This window comes from Streptomyces sp. NPDC051940 (genome assembly GCF_040680895.1).
Taxonomy (GTDB): Bacteria; Actinomycetota; Actinomycetes; order Streptomycetales; family Streptomycetaceae; genus Streptomyces.
The window spans coordinates 103,448-122,009 of the sequence record NZ_JBFAXR010000007.1 but is presented as its reverse complement, the minus strand read 5'-3'; the positions used below and the strand labels follow the sequence as shown (position 1 = coordinate 122,009).

At 70.0% G+C, this 18,562-nt stretch carries 16 protein-coding genes; 4 read left to right on the top strand and 12 right to left on the bottom strand.

The window, feature by feature from the left end:
* Positions 1–45: 45 nt before the first annotated feature.
* The 12 genes from AB0M28_RS05455 to AB0M28_RS05400 all read right to left on the bottom strand — a co-directional run bounded on the left by AB0M28_RS05455 (position 46) and on the right by AB0M28_RS05400 (position 14,108).
* On the bottom strand, positions 46–645 hold the full coding sequence (locus AB0M28_RS05455) for a hypothetical protein (protein WP_365398110.1): 600 nt from the start codon (positions 643–645) through the stop codon (positions 46–48).
* Positions 642–1,181, bottom strand: a complete 540-nt coding sequence (locus AB0M28_RS05450; RefSeq protein ID WP_365398108.1) for a hypothetical protein — start codon at positions 1,179–1,181, stop codon at positions 642–644. Before AB0M28_RS05450 ends, AB0M28_RS05455 begins: the two co-directional genes overlap by 4 nt.
* Positions 1,178–2,443 carry an MlaD family protein gene (locus AB0M28_RS05445; protein WP_365398105.1) on the bottom strand — a complete coding sequence of 422 codons (1,266 nt, stop codon included), beginning with the start codon at positions 2,441–2,443 and terminating at the stop codon, positions 1,178–1,180. The genes AB0M28_RS05450 and AB0M28_RS05445 overlap by 4 nt, the downstream gene beginning before the upstream one ends.
* Positions 2,443–3,711, bottom strand: coding sequence for an MCE family protein (locus AB0M28_RS05440; protein ID WP_365398174.1), 1,269 nt, complete (start codon positions 3,709–3,711; stop codon positions 2,443–2,445). Before AB0M28_RS05440 ends, AB0M28_RS05445 begins: the two co-directional genes overlap by 1 nt.
* Before the next feature lie 74 nt (positions 3,712–3,785).
* Positions 3,786–4,955 (bottom strand): MCE family protein, encoded by a 1,170-nt coding sequence (locus tag AB0M28_RS05435; RefSeq protein ID WP_365398102.1) that lies wholly within the window; start codon positions 4,953–4,955, stop codon positions 3,786–3,788.
* Positions 4,955–5,998 carry an MCE family protein gene (locus AB0M28_RS05430; protein ID WP_365398099.1) on the bottom strand — a complete coding sequence of 348 codons (1,044 nt, stop codon included), beginning with the start codon at positions 5,996–5,998 and terminating at the stop codon, positions 4,955–4,957. The genes AB0M28_RS05435 and AB0M28_RS05430 overlap by 1 nt, the downstream gene beginning before the upstream one ends.
* Positions 5,995–7,026 carry an MCE family protein gene (locus AB0M28_RS05425; protein ID WP_365398096.1) on the bottom strand — a complete coding sequence of 344 codons (1,032 nt, stop codon included), beginning with the start codon at positions 7,024–7,026 and terminating at the stop codon, positions 5,995–5,997. The genes AB0M28_RS05430 and AB0M28_RS05425 overlap by 4 nt, the downstream gene beginning before the upstream one ends.
* Positions 7,023–8,297, bottom strand: coding sequence for an MCE family protein (locus AB0M28_RS05420; RefSeq protein WP_365398094.1), 1,275 nt, complete (start codon positions 8,295–8,297; stop codon positions 7,023–7,025). The genes AB0M28_RS05425 and AB0M28_RS05420 overlap by 4 nt, the downstream gene beginning before the upstream one ends.
* Positions 8,294–9,190, bottom strand: coding sequence for an ABC transporter permease (locus AB0M28_RS05415; protein WP_365398091.1), 897 nt, complete (start codon positions 9,188–9,190; stop codon positions 8,294–8,296). Before AB0M28_RS05415 ends, AB0M28_RS05420 begins: the two co-directional genes overlap by 4 nt.
* A 7-nt stretch (positions 9,191–9,197) precedes the next feature.
* Positions 9,198–10,043 (bottom strand): ABC transporter permease, encoded by an 846-nt coding sequence (locus AB0M28_RS05410; protein ID WP_365398172.1) that lies wholly within the window; start codon positions 10,041–10,043, stop codon positions 9,198–9,200.
* A 23-nt stretch (positions 10,044–10,066) separates the two neighbouring features.
* Positions 10,067–11,197 carry an ATP-binding cassette domain-containing protein gene (locus AB0M28_RS05405; protein ID WP_365398090.1) on the bottom strand — a complete coding sequence of 377 codons (1,131 nt, stop codon included), beginning with the start codon at positions 11,195–11,197 and terminating at the stop codon, positions 10,067–10,069.
* Positions 11,198–11,840: 643 nt separating this feature from the next.
* On the bottom strand, positions 11,841–14,108 hold the full coding sequence (locus AB0M28_RS05400; RefSeq protein WP_365398087.1) for a PA14 domain-containing protein: 2,268 nt from the start codon (positions 14,106–14,108) through the stop codon (positions 11,841–11,843).
* A gap of 214 nt (positions 14,109–14,322) precedes the next feature.
* On the opposite strand from AB0M28_RS05400, the gene AB0M28_RS05395 reads away from it, so the two are divergent.
* From AB0M28_RS05395 to AB0M28_RS05380, 4 genes are all read left to right on the top strand, one after another.
* A complete protein-coding gene (locus AB0M28_RS05395) occupies positions 14,323–15,327 on the top strand; it encodes a Fic family protein (RefSeq protein WP_365398084.1) in 1,005 nt (334 codons plus the stop codon).
* Between the two features lie 182 nt (positions 15,328–15,509).
* A complete protein-coding gene (locus AB0M28_RS05390; RefSeq protein ID WP_365398081.1) occupies positions 15,510–16,475 on the top strand; it encodes a hypothetical protein in 966 nt (321 codons plus the stop codon).
* Positions 16,476–17,043: 568 nt separating this feature from the next.
* Positions 17,044–17,403 carry a hypothetical protein gene (locus tag AB0M28_RS05385; protein WP_365398078.1) on the top strand — a complete coding sequence of 120 codons (360 nt, stop codon included), beginning with the start codon at positions 17,044–17,046 and terminating at the stop codon, positions 17,401–17,403.
* Positions 17,404–17,557: 154 nt separating this feature from the next.
* The gene (locus AB0M28_RS05380; protein WP_365398075.1) at positions 17,558–18,514 is read left to right on the top strand and encodes a hypothetical protein; all 957 of its coding nucleotides are present in this window, start codon (positions 17,558–17,560) and stop codon (positions 18,512–18,514) included.
* Positions 18,515–18,562: the final 48 nt, after the last annotated feature.

Sequence of the window (18,562 nt, the reverse complement as noted above, 5' to 3'; positions counted from 1 at the left end):
CCGGGGTGTTGCGGCGGGCGGGACGGCCGGCGGACCGCCCCGCCGTCATCGGGACGTCATGTCGGTGATCCGCCACTGTCCGTCGGTGAATCGGGCCGTGACGGTGAGCTGCGCCGCCACCGTGGACGGTTTGCCGTCGGCCCGCTGGGTCGTCTGGTCGAGGAAGACGAGCAGCTGGGCGCTGCCGCCGTCGAGGCGGCTCACCCCGGCCCGTACGACCTCGGTGGTCAGGGTCAGCTTCTGCTCGGCGACCCGCTCGCGGACCTGGGCGAAGAGCCGCTCGTACTGCTCGGCCGCCTTGCCGTCGAGCAGCTGCTCGGCGTCGCGGGCGGTGGCGTCGGTGTCGGCCGGCGAGTACGAGAAGACCTTGCTGAGTGCGCCGCTGACGTCGCCGATGACCCGGGTGGTCGCGTCGGTGTCGGTGAGGGCCGTGTTCTCGGCCCCGGGGCCGGAGTTGATCTGGTGGGCCCGGAAGAGCAGCCCGCCGCCCGTCAGCGTCACCGCGGCGAGCACGGCCGCCGCGACGGGACGTAGCCACCGGCGGGCGGCGGGCCGTGCGGCCGCGCTCGACTTCGCGGCCGTCTCGTCCGGAGGCGGGGGGCCTGCCTCCGGTGCGCGGGGGCGGGTCTGTGCAGAGGAATTCAAGACTCGCCTCCCACGATCAGGGCGGTGATCGACTTGATCTTCCAGCCGTCGTCCGTCCGGTCCAGGTTGACCTCGAACCGCTTGCGGTCCGTGGCCGGTTGCGCGGAGCTGCCCGTGACCTCGACGCGCAGCGCCGCGATGAGCTTGGCCGTACCCGCCCGGGTGTCGAGCTGGGTGACGGCGGCGTCGGTGACGCGTGCGCGGGTGGTGGTGCCGCCGGCCTTCAGGGTGGCGGCGTTGGACTCCTGCTTCGCCGCCAGCTCCGCGCGCAGCGCGCCGGTCGTCGCGTCCAGCCACTGCCGCAGCCCGCCGGGCACGTCCTTGGCGTCGATGCTGGTCAGCTGGGTGAGCCGGGCGGTGCCCTGGTCCAGCACGCGGTCGCGCTCCTTGGCGTACGCGAGCGAGTCGTCACCGGAGGCCGAGGCGTACGCGTACCCGCCCCACCCTCCGGTGCCGAGCGCCAGCGCCGCGCACAGCGCCCAGACGACACGTGCGGGGACCCGCCTCCTCTTCACCACGTCCCGCTCCTCGCTCATGACAGCCCCAGCAGTCCGCTCATGTCCTGCGGCCCGTCCTGCTCCAGCCCCGGCAGCCCGAGCGCGCCGGGCAGCGCGGCGCCGGTGTCGTCGGCGGAGTCCGCCGAGTCCCCGTACAGCAGCCCACCCGCCTTCGCCGGCTCCGGCACCTTCCCCGACCCGGGCGCGTTGCCCGAGCCGCGGACGTTGCCCCCGCTGGACGGCGGCAGGGTGCAGCGCGCCTTGGTGTTGAGCGGCGGCGGGGTCGTGGTGTCCAGTCCGGTGCGGTACTTGGTGCCGCCGTATCCGGCCGTGCAGGGCAGCGGGTCGAAGAACGTCAGCGCCATGCCGAAGCGCGCGCCGCGCGGGGTGACGGCCGTGGAGCCGGCCGCGGTGATCTGCGGCAGCCGGACCAGCAGCTGCTCGATGCCCGCCTGCCGGGTGACGGCGACGTCCGAGGTGGTCAGGAGGTTCGCCAGCAGCACGGACAGGCTCGGGTCGAGGTCGCGCAGCAGCGCGCTCGCCTGCAGGGCCGCCTTCGGGGTCTCGTCGATCACCTTGCGCAGATCGGTGTCGTTGGCCTTCAGCTGCCCGGCGAACTCCCGCAACCCCGCCGCGAACGCCTTCAGCGACTCGCCCTCCTCGCTCTGCGTCTTCAGCACCGTCTTGCCGTCGACCATCAGCCGGATGCTCTCCGGCAGCGCCTCGTCGGCGGCGGTGATGAACTCGCTGCCGGTGTCCAGCAGCCGCTGCAGGTCCTCGCCGTGCCCGGCGAAGGCGTTGCCCAGCTCCTCTACGGCGATCCGCAGCGCCTTGGTGTCCACGGAGGTGGCGAAGGAGTCGATGCTGGTGAGCAGGTTGGTGACGGGGGCGGGGGTGGTGGTCGACGCCTGCTGGATCTCCGCGCCGTCGTCGAGGTACGGGCCGGCGTCGCTGTTCGGCCGCAGGTCGATGTACTGCTCGCCGACCGCCGAGTAGTTGGCCACCACGGCCTGCAGATCGCGCGGGATGGGCGGCGCCGAGTCGCGGATCGCCAGCTTCGCCACGACCCCGTCGCCGGTCAGGTCGATGCTGTCGACGCGGCCCACGGACACACCCCGGTACGTCACTTCGGAGTGCGGGAACAGGCCGCCGGTCTGGGCGAGCCGGACCCGCACGGTGTAGTCGTCGCCGAGCCCGACGGCCCCGCCGAGTCCGGCGTAACGGACCCCGATGAAGCCGAGGACGAGCACCGCGATCACGAGGAACGCGATGTTCTTCAGCACGGTGGCGCGCGTGATCATCAGCTCTCACCCGCCGAGGGGTCGGAGGAGGTGGATGCGGACTCGGACGGGAACAGGTCCGACGGATCGATCCCCGACGGCAGCAGCTCCGTCGGGATGTCCGTCGGCACCGCACTCGCCCCGTCACCGGCCGACGTGGTCGGCTCCCCCACGGACGGCAGGGGCAGCGGCAGCGCGCCGGTCCCGTCGCGCAGTGCGCTGAGCCCGTCGGCATCGACACCGGACAGCGTCCCGGCCGCCGCCCCGTCCGCGGGCGGGATCAGCGGCGGGACGATCTGCGTGCCGGGCGCGGCCGTCACCCGCAGGTACGCGTTGAGGTAGTCGCCCTTGACGCCGTCCAGGACCGCGTCCGTGAACGGATAGGTCAGCAGCACCTGCAGCGAGTCCGGCAGGGCCTCCCCGGCGTCCGCGAGGTTCTTCAGCACCGGGCCGAGCGCCTTCAGGTCGGCGATCATGTCGTCCTTGCTGCGGTTGATGGTCTGCACCGCGGTGTCGGAGAGCGTGTTCAGCGACCGCAGCATGGTCATCAGCGAGCCGCGCTGCTCCTCCAGCACCTTCATGCCGGGGCTCAGCCCGTCCAGCACGCCGCCGATCTCCTGTTTGCGGGTGGCGAGGGTGGCGGAGAGGCGGTTGAGGCCGTCGAGGGCCTTGGTGATGTTCTCCTTGTTGGAGTCCAGGCTGCCGGTCAGGGTGTTGACCTGGCGGAGCATCGAGCGGATCTCGGTCTCGTTGCCCGTGAGGGTCTTGTTCAGCTCCTGGGTGATGGTGCGCAGCTGCTGGATGCCGCCGCCGTTGAGGAGCATCGACAGGGCGCCGAAGACCTCCTCGACCTCCGGGTTGCGGTTGGTGCGGGTGAGTGGGATGTCCACGTCGGCGGCGACCGGCTGCATCGCGGAGACGGAGTCGGTGTCGCCGCCGTCGCCGAGCCGGTCCGCGACCTCCTGGCCCTTCTCGGGGGCGATGAGCTGGACGTACTTCTCGCCCAGCAGGCTGGACTGCTCGATCCGGGCGTAGGAGTTGGCGGGCAGCCGCACCTCGCCGTTGATCTTCATGGTGACGAGCGCGGTCCAGCCGTCCTCCGCCAGTTCGATCTCGCCGACCCGGCCCACGGACACGTCGTTCACCTTGACCGCGGACTGCGGCACCAGGCTGAGTACGTCGGCGAACTCGGCGGTCACCTCGTACGGATGGTCGCCGAGGTCCGCGCCGCCGGGCAGCGGCAGGTCCTGGATGCCGTTGAAGTCGGGGCTCTCGTTGAAGAACGCCATGGTGATCGGCACCGGCAGCGCGAGTGCCAGGAGGGTGACGATGACCGCCGCGACGGTCTTCGGATCGCGTCTGCTCATCGGGTGTCCCCCTCGTCCTGGGGTGTGCCGTACACGTCGCCGACGGTCGGCAGCGGCAGGGCGGGCAGCGACTCCTGGCGGCTCTCGGGGACCTTGACCAGCCCGGCGGTGCCGGGGTCCTCGGCGGGCGGGTCGACGTTGCGGCCCGGGGCGAGTTCGAGGAGGTTGCCGCGGCCGTCGATGGTGCGGGAGTCGGGGTTGTAGGTCTTCAGGAAGTTGTCCGCGGCGAGGGGCGCCACGTCGAGCATCTCGGCGAGCGAGGCGCGCTGGCGGACCAGGGCCTGGGTGATGCCGGCGAGCTTGTCGACGTTGCCCTTCAGCTTGGCCCGGTTGTCCTTGACGAACGTCTCCACCTTGCCGAGCGCCCCGGCGAGTTCGCGCAGCGCCCCCGACAGCAGCTCCTTGTCGTCGGCGAGGAAGGTGGTGACGTCGGACAGCTGCCGCTCCGCGTCGCGGACGGCCGAGTCGTTGTCCTTCAGCATGGTGGTGAACTGCTGCAGGTTCTTGATGGTGGAGAACAGCTGGGGGCTCGCCCCGGACAGCGTCTGGGTGGCGGCGCCGAACTCCTTGATGGAGTCGCCGATCGCCTTGCCGTTGCCGCCGAGGTTCGCCGCCCCGCTGTCGACGAGCCGGCTGAGCGCGCCGTCCTTGTTGGCGCCGTTCGGCCCGAGCGCGTCGGTGAGGTCGGTGATGCTCTCGTAGAGCTGGTCGATCTCGACGGGTGTGGCGGTGCGGCTCGCGGGGATCTCGTCGCCTTCGCCGAGCGTCGGCCCGCTCTCGTACGCGGGACTCAGCTGGATGTAGCGCCCGGAGACGACGCTCGGCGACACGACGACCGCCTGCACGTCCGCCGGCACCTTGATGCCGTGGTCGAGGGTGCCGGTGACCTTCACCGTCGTCCCCTGCGGGTCGATGGAGTCGACGGTGCCGACCGCCACGCCGAGGATCCGCAGATCGGAGCCCTCGTGTACGCCGACGGCGGCGTCGAAGTACGCCGTGAAGCGCGTCCCTTTCTCCTTCGTCAGCGCCCGCGCGCCGTACACCCCGCCTGCCGCGAGCAGCGCCAGGACGATCAGGGGTACGACCAGACGGCGCCCGGAGAAGCCGCCCGCGGCGTCGCGCAGGCGCGCGCCGAGGCCCCGGCGCGGCATGGTTCCGACTGCCATCAGCGGCCTCCCGCGTTCGACTTGGTCTTGGGCGGCATGCAGTCGTTCGCGGGCGGTGTGCCCGGCGGCAGGTAGTTCTTCGGCACCAGACCGCACAGGTACGAGTCGAACCAGCGCCCGTTGCCCAGCGCGTTGCCGACGAGCCGGTAGTAGGGGCCGGCCACCGCGATGGCCTTCTCCAGGTTCTTCTCGTTGCGCTGCAGCACCTCGGTGACCCGGTCCAGGGCGTCCAGCGTCGGCCCGATCTGCTCGTTGTTGTCGTCGACCAGCCCGCTCAGCTCCCGCCCCAGGTCCTGGGCGCCGATCAGCAGCGAGTGGATGGCGGTGCGCCGCTGCCGGATCTCGCCGAGCAGCAGGTTCCCGTCGGTGAGCAGCGTCTCGAAGCGCGCGCTCTGGTCGGCGAGCGTCTTGGAGATCCGGTCGCTGCCGCCCAGCAGCCGCGACAGCTCCGAGTCCCGCGAGGACACGGTCCGCGACAGGGCGGAGAGCCCCTCGGCGGCCCGCTTCACGTTCGGCGGGGTGTTCTCGAAGGTGGCGGCGATCACCTCGAAGCTCTCGCCGAGCTTCGCGGAGTCGATCTCGCCGAACGTCGACGACAGGTCCTGGAAGGCGTCCGTCACGTCGTACGGCGAGGTGGTCCGGCTGACGGGGATCCGGCTGCCCGGGTCCTGCGGGGCGTCGCCGAGGGGCTCCACGGCCAGGTACTTGTCGCCGAGCAGCGTCTTGATGGCGATCCCGGCCCGGCTGCCGTTCCCGACCCAGGCGTCGCGCACCGTGAAGGTGACCTTCACCTTGGCGCCGTCGAGCCCGACCCCGGTGACCTCGCCGACCTTCACGCCGGCGATGCGCACCTCGTCGCCGTCGGTCAGCCCCGCCGACTCCTTGAAGTCGGCGGTGTACGTCGTACCGCCGCGGCCGATCAGCGGCAGCGCGTCGGCGCGGTACGCGAGGAGCCCGGCGAGCGCCAGCACGACCAGGCCCACCAGAGCCACCCCGACGGGGTTGCGTTCGCGGATCGGCTTCAGGAGGCGTGGCCGGCTCATGCGGTGCACCTCGCGACCTGGACGGTGATGCCCGTGGGCGGCGCGCTGCCGTCCTCGGTGGTGACGCCGGACACGGTGGCCTCGCAGAGATAGAGGTTGAACCACGAGCCGTACGAGCTGAGCCGGGCGAGGGCGTTCATCTTCACCGGGGTGAGCCGCAGGAAGTCCTCCACCTGCTTGCTGTTGTCGGCGAGGGTCTTCGACAGTCGGCCCAGCTGGTGGATGTCCTCCTTGATGGGCGCGCGTCCGTCGTCGACGAGGTCCGCGGTGGCGACGGTCAGGTCGGACATCGCGCTGATCGCGTCGCCAAGCGGCTCACGGTCGCCGGCGAAGCCCGAGACGAGGTCCTGCAGGGTGACGAGCAGGTCGTTGAACTTGCTCTCGCGGTCGTTGACGGTCTCGACGACCTGGGTGAGGTTGTCGATGACGTCGCCGATGACCTTGTCCTTGGTGGCGAGGGTGGAGGTCAGCGAGCCGACGGTCTCCATCAGGGAGTCCACCGTGGTGCCCTCGCCCTGCAGCACCTGGATGATCTCGGTGGCGAGCTTGTTGGTGTCCTGCGGCGACAGGCCCTGGAACAGCGGCTGGAAGCCGTTGAACAGCTGGGTGAGGTCCAGCGCCGGCTGGGTGCGCTGCTGCGGGATGACCCCGCCGGGCGGCAGGCTCCTGCCCACCTCGCCCGCGCCCTGGTCGAGGTCGATGTAGCGCTGCCCGACCATGTTCAGGTACTTGATGGACGCGGTGGCGGAGGCGGGCACCTTGCGCCCCTCGCGCACGGTGAACTTCACCTCCGCGTACCGGCGGTCGACGATGCGGATGGACTCCACCTCGCCGACCTTCACCCCGGCGACCCGCACGCCGTCGCCCTCGATGAGGCCGGTGACGTCGGTGAAGCGGGCCCGGTAGCTGTCGGTGTCGCCGACACCGGTGTTGGCGATGGAGAACGCCAGCACGGTGGTCGCCAGGACGGTCACCAGCACGAAGATCAGCGACTTGACCAGGGGTCCGAGCAGGGAGCTGCGGGTCACTGGAGGGTCACCTCCGTCCCGCGGAAGACGGGCCCGGCGAGCAGGCTCGACCAGTCGGGCAGCGGTTCGCCCTGTCCGGCGCCGGCCGCGAGCAGCTCGTTGACCAGCTCGTTCTCCTCGGGCGAGTTGGGCATCCCGAGGCCGCCGTCGACCTTGGTCACGGTGGCGGACGCCGATTCGGGCGCCGCGGTGGTCGTGGCCCGCTTCGGCTTCCCGGTGTAGGGGACGCCGTAGCAGTGCGGGCCGCCGGACGCGGTGTACCTCGGGGTGTCCTTGCCGGGCACGTACTTGCCGCGCGGCGGGACGACGGTCACGTCGATGTGCAGGCCGGGCTTCTTCGTACCCTTGCCGAGCACCTTGTCCATCACGGGCACGAAGTCCGCCATCGTCCGCAGCGTGCAGGCGAACGCCGGCGAGTAGCGGGCCATCAGCTCCACCGTGGGGCGGCTGGACTCGCCGAGCCGGATGATGTTGTCCTCGTTCTGCTCCAAGAACAGCTCCAGGTCCTGCGCGAAGGCGGTCGCGGCCCCGTACGCGGTGACCAGCCCGTCGCTCTTCTCGGCGATGGTGGCGCTGGTGGTGGTCGCGTCCCCGAGCGCCTGGACGAGGTCGGGAGCGGCGTCGGCGTACAGCTGGCTGAACTCCACCAGCCGCTTGATGTCCTCGTTCAGCGTGGGCAGGTTGGGGTTCAGCTTCTTCAGATGCGCGTCGAGCTGGACGAGCGTCTCGCCGAGCTGCTGCCCCCGGTCCTTCAGCGCGTCGGCGAGCGCGGTGAGCGTCGCGGACAGCTGGTCCGGCTTTACGGCGGTGAGCAGCGGCAGTACGTCGCTGAGCACCTGCTCCAGCTCGATGGCGTTGGCGCTGCGGTCCTGCGGGATGACGGCCCCGGCGGTGAGCGTGTCGCCGACCGCCGCCGTGTCGGACGGGACCAGCGCCACGTACCGCTCACCGAAGAGGGTGGTCGGCAGCATCTGCGCGGTGACGTCCGCCGGGATGTCGCCCAGCGTGCCGGGCTTCATCGCCAGGGTCAGCCGCGCCCCGTCGCCGTCCGCGTCGGCGTCGATCTTCCGTACCTCGCCGACGACGACACCGCGCATCTTGACCTCGGCGTAGGGGTGCATCTCGTTGCCGACGGAGGCGGTCTCGACGGTGACGGTCGCGGAGTCCTGGAAGTCCTTGTTGTAGATGGCCACCGACAGCCACACCAGCAGCGCCAGGACCAGCAGGAACACCAGCCCGGCGGCGCGGCGGCCGAGAACGTGCGTGCTCATCCGGCCACCTTCACGGTCGTCGTGGTGCCCCAGATCGCCAGGCTCAGGAAGAAGTCCGTGAGCGCGATCAGGACGATGGCGGTCCGCACCGACCGGCCCACGGCCACCCCCACGCCGGCGGGGCCGCCGGTGGCGCGGAAGCCGTAGTAGCAGTGCGCGAGGATCACCATCACGCTGAAGATCAGCACTTTGAGGATCGACAGCAGCACGTCGGCCGGTGAGAGGAAGAGGTTGAAGTAGTGGTCGTACGTGCCGGTGGACTGGCCGTTGTAGACCACGGTGATGGTGCGGGACGCCAGATACGAGCTGAGCAGCCCGATCCCGTACAGCGGCACGATCGCCACCACACCCGCGATGATCCGGGTCGTCACCAGGTACGGCATGGACCGCACGCCCATGCCCTCCAGCGCGTCGACCTCCTCGTTGATGCGCATCGCGCCGAGCTGGGCGGTGAAGCCCGCGCCGACGGTGGCGGAGAGGGCGAGCCCGGCGACCAGCGGTGCGATCTCACGGGTGTTGAAGTACGCGGAGACGAAGCCGGTGAAGGCAGCGGTGCCGATCTGGTTGAGCGCCGCGTACCCCTGCAGGCCGACGACTGTGCCGGTGAACAGGGTCATCGCGAACATCACGCCGATGGTGCCGCCGATGACGCCGAGCCCGCCGCTGCCGAAGGCGACCTCGGCGAGCAGCCGCTGCACCTCTTTCAGATAGCGGCGCAGGGTGCGCGGTATCCACAACAGGGCGCGGACGTAGAACAGCAGTTGGTCGCCGGCGAGGTCGAGCCAGCGCAGATAGCGGTCGAGGTCGACGCGGCGGCGTTCGGGCGCGTCGGGTGGTTGCGGGGGCTCCGGTGGCAGCGGCTGCGCCGCCGGGTCCCGTTCCAGCAGGGCCATCGCTCGCTCAGCCTCCCTTCGGCGGGACGATCTGGAGATAGATGGAGGTCAGGATGGCGTTGACGAGGAAGAGCAGGAGGAAGGTGATGACGACGGACTGGTTGACCGCGTCGCCGACACCCTTCGGGCCGCCGCGGGGGTTGAGGCCGCGGTAGGCGGCGACGATCCCGGCGATGAAGCCGAAGATCAGGGCCTTGATCTCGCTGATGTAGAGGTCGGGCAGCTGCGCCAGGGCGGAGAAGCTGGAGAGGTACGCGCCCGGGGTGCCGCCCTGCATGATGACGTTGAAGAAGTAGCCGCCGAGGGTGCCGACGACGGAGACGAGCCCGTTGAGGAGCACGGCGACGCCCATCGTGGCGAGCACGCGCGGTACGACGAGCCGCTGGACGGGCGAGACGCCCATGACTTCCATGGCGTCCAGCTCCTCGCGGATCTTCCGCGAGCCGAGGTCGGCGCAGATGGCGGAGCCGCCGGCGCCGGAGATCAGCAGGGCGACGATGAGCGGCGACGCCTGCTGGATGACGGCGAGGACGCTGGCGCCGCCGGTGAAGGACTGCGCGCCGAACTGCTCGGTGAGCGAGCCGACCTGGAGTGCGATGACGGCGCCGAAGGGGATGGAGACGAGGGCGGCGGGCAGGATCGTCACGCTGGCGATGAACCAGAACTGCTCGACGAACTCCCGCAGCTGGAACGGCCGCTTGAAGATGAGCCGGGCGACGGACACGGCGAGCGCGAACAGCTTGCCGGTCTCGCGGAGGGCGCCGAGGCCGGGGACGGGCTGCGGGGGCGCCTCGGCCTTCTTGGGCGCGGCGGGTTCCGGCGCTTGTCCCGGCGCCGGCTCCTCACCGGGCATCGCGGCCGGGGGGATGGCGGCGGTCACTGGCCCTCACCCTCCCGGCCCCAGGTGACCGGGGGCAGGACGGCGGAGGGCGGGACCTCGGGCATGCGCACGGTGTCCGCCTCGGGGGCCGGCGGGTGGATCGGGTACGGCGGCGGGCCTACGGGGGTGTCCGGCATGGTCGGGGTCGCGGGGGCGGGTGCCGTGCCAGGCCGTGCGAGGCTGGCGGCGATCGCGTCCCGCGCGGCCGGCGGCAACTGACCCATCAGCCCGAGCACGCGCTCGCGGCGCCGGAACACGGCCTGGCGGGCGGGCATCCCGGCGGAGGGCTCGAGCTGGGGGACGATCTCGCGGGGCTGCCAGCCGTTGTCGCCGTTGAGTTGCTCGGCGGCGAGGGCGGCGGCGTCCTTCTCCTCGGACATCCCGATGGGACCGTACGTACTGCCGCTGAGGAACTGGGAGACGACGGCCTCACGACTGGTGAGCAGCACCTCGCGGGGCCCGAAGGTGACGAGGTTGCGGCGGAAGAGCATGCCGATGTTGTCGGGGACGGTCTCGGCGATGTCGATGTTGTGCGTGACGATCAGCATCGTCGCGTCGATCTGGGCGTTGAGATCGACGAGCAACTGCGAGATGTGGGCGGTCCGTACGGGATCGAGCCCCGAGTCGGGCTCGTCGCACAGGATGATCTCGGGGTCGAGCACGAGCGCCCGCGCGAGCCCCGCCCGCTTCCGCATACCGCCGGAGATCTCTCCGGGCAGCTTCCCCTCGGCCCCGATGAGGCCGACCATGTCCATCCGCTCCAGCACGATCTCGCGGATCTCGGACTCGCGCTTGCGGGTGTGCTCACGCAGCGGGAAGGCGATGTTGTCGAAGAGGGACAGCGACCCGAAGAGGGCCCCGTCCTGGAACATCAGCCCGAACTTCTTCCGGGCCTCGAAGACGTCCCGCTCCCGGCTGTTGACCATGTCGACGCCGTCGACCATGACCCGCCCGCTCTCGGGCTTGAGCAGCCCGATGAGGGACTTCAGAAAGACGGTCTTGCCCGTGCCGGAGGGGCCGAGCATGACGCTGATCTCCCCGGCGGGCAGGGTGAGGGACACGTCCTCCCACACCCGTTGCCGGCCGAAGGACTTCGTGATCCCCTCGACCTGGACCTCGATGCCCATGTCATATCCCCCTGACGATCTGCGGGCCAAATCTCAGCACAGCGGACGGAATTGCGCAGGGGTCGGGAGCGTCCATTGTCATCGAATGACAAAAAGCCCCCGGGGCGTTGTCCCGGGCTGAGCAAACAGGCCGCTCGTCGGTAGGACCGGGAGTCCGCCGGAGCCGCGGGGCCCGCAGTCCGGGGCGGCCGCGCACAGTCGGCGCTGGGTGCGCAGACAGGTGGTGCATGGGTGCATCCCTTCGATCGGAACACGTTGCGGCGGACCGCTGGATGGAGGCTGCGTCGCCCGGCAGACGGCAGCACGGAACAGGCCGCGGAGGGGGACACGGCGGGCCGCGAACCCCCGACAGGGCTTCGCGAAGGGGACGTTACGCACGGGTAACCAGGCGCGCAATAGTCGTTTCCGAGAAATTCGAGGGACTACCGAAGGCGCGTAATTCGTTGTCGCGGCGCGAGTGATTCGGGGAGGCACCTCATCCAAAAGTGAGTAATTCCCCGCCGGTACCCGTGCACCGCGGGGCGGCGGATGGGGTACAAGGCGACACACCGGCTTTGTCGATTTGTCATCCAACGCAAAGGCCCCCGCCGCCCGGACACGTGAGAGCGTCCGGGCGGCGGGGGCCGAGGGATCGGGTGAGGCGTTACGGCGCCATCATCGAGATCCCGAACGGCGAGGCCTGCGGGGCCGATTCGGTCCCGTCCGCGGCCACGGCCGTGACGACGTAGTAGTAGTACGCCGGCGCCAGACCGGGGTCCGTGTACGTCAGTGCCGTCACGCCCGTGGCGATGCGGTGCTCAGGGGTGAAGACGTCAGCGCTGGACGTCGACCGGTACACGTTGTACGAGACGGTCGCGCCCTGGTCGCACGCGCCGGCCTCCCAGTTGATCTGGGCGTAGTCCGCGCCCCGGCCGCCTCCGGTGATCCGGGGGGTGGGCGGTCCGGTGAGGACCGGGCAGGGGACGGTGACCTCTGCCATCGGCGAGAAGTCGGACCACTGGCTGTGCGTGCTGACGACGCGCACCACGTAGCGCCAGGTCTTGCCGGCGGGCACGTCCTCGTTCGTGAACGTCGTCCCGGTGAGGAGCGGGGAGACCGAGTAGGCCGAGGCGGGGTCGGTGCCGGTGGTGCGGTAGACGTAGTAGCCGGCCACGTCGGTCGACGTGCTCGCGGTCCACTCCACCTTCACGTCGCCGTTCTCGGCCGTCGCGGTCACCGAGGCCGGCGCGGCCGGCTTCTCGTAGACCGGGAGGCGCTTGCCGTAGACCGTGCCGTAGCCCGGCTCGGGCAGCGGGGAGACGTTGCCGGCCGCGTCGACGGCGCGGACGGTGTAGCCGAACTGCACGTCGACGGGGGTGGCGGTGTCCACGTACTTGTCGCCCCACACCGTGGCGATCTCCTCCCACGCGCCGAACATCGGCTTGCGCAGGACGAGGTAGTGGTCCGTGTCGTCGGTGTTGGGCGTCCAGGAGATGTGCACGCCGTCGGTGGCGTCCCAGGCGTCCAGGCCGTACGGCATGTGCGGCGGGGTGGTGTCGCCGGTGCGGGTGGCCGAGGCCGTCGCGGACAGGTCCGACTCCGTGCCGCGCGTCGTGACCGTGCTGACCTTGTAGTAGCGCACCTCGCCGACGGGCGCCGCGTAGTCCTCGTACGCCGGGCCGGTGACCGGGGTGTCGGTCAGCCGGGTCCACGGGCCGGTGGCCGACGCGGCGGCGTAGACGTGGAAGCGGTGGGTCGCGTCGCCGTCGTACTTCCAGCCGACGGTGTTGCGGTCGACCCAGCCGTTGGCGGAGACGCTCGACGGCGGCAGCGGCTTGGCCTCGGTCGCGTCGAGCTGGACGGGCACGGAGTACGCGGAGGCGTTGCCCGCGCTGTCCTTGGCCCGCACCCGGTAGTAGTACGTCGTGCCCACGAGGGCGGACGGGTCGGTCAGGGCGGGGGTCTGCGTGAGCGAGCCGACGGGCGCGAACGGCCCCTCGGGCGCGAGGGCCCGCTGCACCTCGTAGGAGCTCGCCCCGCTCACCGCGGTCCAGGAGAGCCGGACGCCGGCGGTCGGGTCGTACAGGGCCGTGAGCCCGGTGGGCACGGCGGGGGCCGTCCTGTCGGCGCTGACGACGCGCACCACGGCGGACAGCGCGGAGGCGAGGCCGACACGGTCGACCGCGCGGACGGCGTACTCGTAGGTGGCGCCGGTGGCCGCGGGTGCGTCGGTGAAGGAGGTGCCCGTGATCAGGGTGGAGTTGCGCAGGCTCCAGGTGGTGGTGCCGGCGGGGCGCCGGTAGACGCGGTAACCGGCCAGGTCCATCTCGTAGTTGCGGGACCAGGACAGGGTCGTCTTCAGGGTGGACGCCGAGTAGCCCGCCTTCACGCCGACCGGGGCCAGCGGGGCCGTCTTGTCGTACGTGGAGCTGATGACCGGCTTGTAGCTGAACGCGATGTTGGCGGTGCCGGTGAAGGCGCCGAAGTCCACACGCAGGGTGTGAGTGCCGCGCGGCATGGTGAGGCGGACGGTCTTCTTCTGCGTCGAACTGACGTTGCGCCACAGGTCGATCTTCTTGTAGCCGTCGATGTAGACGCGGGCGCCGTCCTGGACGGCGACGCTCAGATCGAAGGGGCCGCCCGAGCCGAAGTTACGGGTGGTGCTCCAGCGGACGCCGAAGTAGTTGCTCGGCAGGGTCACACCGGAGGGGTCGCCGTAGCCGTAGTTCTCGGAGATGGCGGAATCGCAGACGGTGGCCTTGGGAGTGCCGGAGAGGGTGGTGTTGGCGAAGTACTGCGCCTTCCACACGCCTGCCGAGCAGGTCACGGCCGCGTGCGCGGTGGAGGGGAAGACGAGCCCGCTGACGGCGGCCGCCAGGGAGAGCACGGCCGCACCGGCGGTGCGGTGGGCCGGGCCGAGGGATATGCGCATCTGTTGACGGTCACACTTTCATCGGATGACGAGAAATGGCGTGTACGCCGCCCTAATCGTGCCATTTACAAGATCGCTCGCGATAGGGGGTTTGTGCGGAATGACGCCACCCACTTCCCGGTCACCACTCCACCGCTTCCCGCCCGAGGACGCCGTGGACCTCGTTCCAGAGCACGGGCGAGCCAACGCATCGCAATGTGGCCACCATGGGGACATGCTCTTCGAGACCCCCCACCTCAGCGCGGCCGACGAACGCGTCCTTGGCGCGATCGACGCCATGCGCAGCGACCTGCGGCACCAGGTCCGGAACGTGCCGCTGAAGCGGCAGCAGGGCCTGCGCCAAGCCCTCACCGCCGACGCCATCGCCGCGTCGAACAGCATCGAGGGCTACCGACTGGACTCCCGCGACGTCGAGGACCTTCTGGACGGCGAACAGGACGTGGACGCCTCCGACGAGAACAAGGCCGAGACCCTGGCCTACCAGCAGATGATGACGTACATCCAGTCCCTGCACGACGCACCGGACTTCTCCTACAGCAAAGGCCAGCTCAACGCACTGCACTGGATGCTCCAGGGCCATCACGGCAGCCGGAAGGCCGGCCAGTGGCGTCGCGGCGCGATGTACGTGACTGATCCAGCCAACCCCCGAATCGCCGCTTACACGGCGCCCGACGGGGAGCTGGCCCCCGGCCTGATGGCGGAGTTCATCGACTGGCTGAACGAGGGCGACCTCGACCGACCGGCGCTGATCAGGGCGGCCATGGCCCACCTCAGCCTGGTCTGCATCCACCCCTGGCCCGACGGCAACGGACGCATGTCCCGCTCCGTCCAGACACTGCTCATCTCCCGGGAAGGCATCCTGGCACCGGAGTTCAGCTCGATCGAGGAATGGCTGGGCAGGCCGGGCAACACCTGGGAGTTCTACAAAGTGCTCGCGCTGACCGGCGGCCCGGTCTGGTCACCAGACAGGGACGCGGCACCCTGGATCCGCTTCGCCAGATCACCGCGCTGCACGATGTCGCTCTCGCTGGCGTGTCCGCCGCTCGCGCTACCAGCGCGCGGAGGGCCTGTCCGCCAAGCAGGCCCAGAGGGACCTGCAGGACCTGACGGAAGCCGGCCTCCTCCAGGCAGTCCGACGCACCCGCGGCCGCTTCTACCTCCCCGGCGACGCGTACCCGTCGGAGGTCCTGGAGACGGCGAACAGACTCCTGCGGCTTAGGGATCCGTACCGGGACGAGTGACAGGCCGCCCGGCCCGCGCATCGCTGAGTGCAAGGCCCTGGCCACGCCTGGAAGTTGATCGGTCGAGCCGCTACGCTCCGCAGTCACAAGCTCACAGATTGACCCCGGCGGTGCGCCAACACCCCGGGGTCTGACACCGAAGAAGGAAAAGGACCCTTCGATGCGTATCCACCTTAGCGCGCGCACGCGCTCCTTCACGGTCCTCGGCAACGACGTCCTCCGGGACAACCGGCTCAGTTTCACCGCCCGTGGACTGCTCGCCTACTTGCTCTCCCTCCCCGACGGCTCCCGCGAAGATGTCCGCACCCTCGCCGACAACCACCCGCACCTGGGCCGACGCGGCGTCGCCAAGGCGATGAACGAGCTGATTGCGGCCGGCTACTACCACCGCGTCACCGACCGCGACCCGGACACCGGCTACATCACGACCTGGACGTACGTCTCGGACGTACCGCGCCCCACCGGCTCTCCGCTTCCCCTGCCGGCGGGAACCGGTGATGCGGCAGACGGACAACCAGGCACGTCCCCTACGGGGTTGAAAACCCGGGATGAAAAACCTCCCACCCCGCCGCCGGCCGCGACGAAGCCCGAATCACCCGAAGGGTGGGCGGGCGAGGCGCCCGAACGGCCGACGCGCAAGACCCCAGAAGCCGAGCCGGAACCCACCCCGGAGCAGACCCGGGCAGCCGCGCTCCTCACCCGCATCACCGCGACGGAACCCAGACTCACCCTCGCCCCGGCCGACGCCCTCACGCTCGCTCCCCTGGCGGCCACATGGGTCGACCACGGCTGCACCGAACCAGAACTCCGCGCAGCCCTCACCTCGGGCCTGCCCAGGGTGATCCACTCACCCCGCCACCTCCTGGCGAACCGCCTCACCCGCAAGCTCCCCAAACCCCGCCTCCGCAGGGACCCGGCGGCCCCAGCCACCCCACTCCCGGAATGCGCCGAGTGCCGCGACCCACTCCCCCGCAACCAGCCCACCGGCATCTGCAGCACCTGCGCGGGCATCACCCCGACCGCCACCCCAACGGCACCCGCGCTGTCCGTATCGGCAACCTCCCACGCGGCCGCACTACGACGAACCCTGCCCGGGCGCCGGATTCCCGCCCCACGATCGGCGTGAACGACGCGAACTACGCCAAGTCACCTACCCGCACCCGACTGCACTTCCGCGGCAGCGTCGCTGGCGTTTTCTGCGCAAAATTGCGCACTTTCCAATAGTGGCCGCGAGGCACTTCGGTGTGCGGGCCGGCCATTCATCGCCCGCATGGAGATCGTTTCGCAATAGCCGGACAGTTCCTTGTCGCGCCCAAAGCACAGCTCTACAGTCGCCTCCAGCCGCTCCTGGTTGAAAGCCCATCTGACCGAACGAGCGATTGGAGCCGCTCCAAATGCGAAGGATCAAGAATGCGTTAACAGCGATCGCAGCCGCCGCTGCGGCAGTCCTCCTCGCCGCCCAGTCGGCGTCCGCAGCGCCGACGCAGTGGACGATCACACCCACAGGCAGTGTCACGGTCACCTGCCCGATCACCGTGACGGGCACGGGCGGTGATCAGATCACCTGCCCCGAACTCTCCATGTCCGGACCCTCCGGTCCCTCACCGCAACCCGGCAGCCCCGCCCTCATCGCGGACTTCACCACGATAAGCATCCAGCCCCCGTGCAGCGGGCCGTTCGGCAGCACGATCATAGTGACCGTCAACCACGTCAACTGGCGCTGGTACGCCTCCGACTACACGCCCGGCGCCGGTAGCCACGGGACGGGGCTGGCGGTCGGGTTCCTCAACAACATATCCGTGCACGTCACCATCGAGAGCATCATCGGCACCTGCGAATTCGACCTGTCGGGAGCCGTGGACGCCGACTACGACAACCCGACCGCGGGAGGCTCCAACGGCACCCTCGTGTTGAGTGCGGGGGGTTCCGGGAACCAGCTGGCGGTGTCCAACAAGACAGGCAGCGGATGCGCCGTCGTCAGCGACACCTTCGAACTCAGCGGCACGTACTCCGTGCTCGTGGGCACCGTCTCCCCCGTGATCACCGGGACGTAAGCCGGATACTCATCCGTGTAACAACTGCCATTCCAGAAATGCTCCAGAGAACACAAATTACGGCACAGTAATATACGCACGCCGTGATCTCGGCCATCATGTCGACGCGGCCCACTGCGGCCGAACCCGATGGCCGGTCTCGAAAGGATGGAACATGAGACGGAATGGCAAATTCCGACACGCGCGGATGTCTCTCGTCGCGACGCTCGGCGCGTCCGCCGCATTTCTTGCGATAGGCGCGCCGCCCGCAAACGCCGCCACCCTGAACGGGCTGTGGAGTCCCTTCTCGCGTTGCCCCGTCGACAATGCCGCCATGCTTGCCGCCGACGGTGTGAACGCGACCGGTCTGTGCGTCAGTTCGAGTTCGGGCAGCGGCTCCATCAAGCTCGGCAGCACCGTAGTCGCCACCGGCGCGACAGACCTCCAGATCGGTGTGGTCCGGAAGTCGGACGGCACCACCCAGGTGGTCGCCCCGGCGGGCGGCGCGCTGATCGCCGACACGGCGACCGTGCCCGGCGGTCTGCTGGGGCTCATGTGCCCGAGCGACATCCCGCTGGTCTCCGCCATCTGCGACGGCATCACCAACGGAACACTCAATCGCATCGACGCCACGGTGGAATCCGTCGGGGCCCCGCGGGACTTCAGCCTCGCCAACGGCGTCTCCTCGGGCAAGCCGATCGTGACCATCCCGGTGCGGATCCACCTGGAGAACCCGTTCCTGAGTGACAACTGCTACATCGGTACGACCTCCAACCCGGTGCTGCTGACCCCGGCGAACCTCACCCAGCCGGCCTTCCGCACTCAGCGGTTCGACGGCAACGGCACCCTGAACTTGGAAACACCCTTCCCGGACATGAGCCGGATCGACGCGACAGGCGCCAACCAGGGTGACAGCAACTTCGCGGTGCCCGGAGCCAGCGGTTGCGGCCTCCTTGGCCTGATCGATCTCGCCGTGAACGCGAAGACCGGACTGCCGTCGGCGTCCGGTAACAACAGTCTGGTCATGAACAGCGCGTCCACGTACGTGAGCAGCCTGTACGTGCCGTCGAGTTGGGCACCGACCGCGGGCCAGAAGCTCTCGGAGTTCTGGCACTCCGCCGTCGTGGGCTGAACCACTTCCCGGTCCGGACTAACGTGTGCTCCCGGTCAGCTCGTCCGA